General features: G+C 65.1%; 1 protein-coding gene. It reads right to left on the bottom strand.

The window, feature by feature from the left end:
- Window positions 1-455 (bottom strand): PEP/pyruvate-binding domain-containing protein (locus AACY08_RS29605; protein WP_339472637.1); only part of this gene is annotated, 455 nt, incomplete at both ends.

The raw sequence follows: 455 nt of genomic DNA, 5'->3' as shown, positions 1-455 counted from the left end.
CCGGATTCCTTGCGCGCCTCCTCGGTGATGTCCTGCGGCGTACGGATGCCCGCCACCACGTCCTCGCCCTGCGCATTGATCAGGAACTCGCCGTACAGCTTGCTCTCGCCGGTCGAGGGGTTGCGGGTGAAGGCGACGCCCGTCGCCGAGGTCTCGCCCATGTTGCCGAACACCATGGCCTGCACGTTGACCGCGGTGCCCCAGGATTCCGGAATGTCGTGCAGCTTGCGATAGGTCACCGCGCGCGCGTTCATCCAGGATGAGAACACCGCGCCGATCGCGCCCCAGAGCTGGTCGTGCGGATCCTGCGGGAAGTCCTTGCCGGTCTCGCGCGCGACCGCGTCCTTGTACTTGCCGACCAGTTCGACCCAGTCATCGGCGGACAGATCGGTGTCGAGCGTGTAGCCCTGGCTGTCCTTGAAGGTGTCGAGGATCTCCTCGAAATGATGATGCTC

The sequence above is a fragment of the Pseudomonas sp. EL_65y_Pfl1_R83 genome (assembly GCF_963970695.1).
GTDB lineage: Bacteria > Pseudomonadota > Gammaproteobacteria > Pseudomonadales > Pseudomonadaceae > Aquipseudomonas > Aquipseudomonas tritici.
The sequence above is the reverse complement of the archived record's forward strand: the minus strand, read 5'-3'. Positions and strand labels throughout refer to the sequence as shown.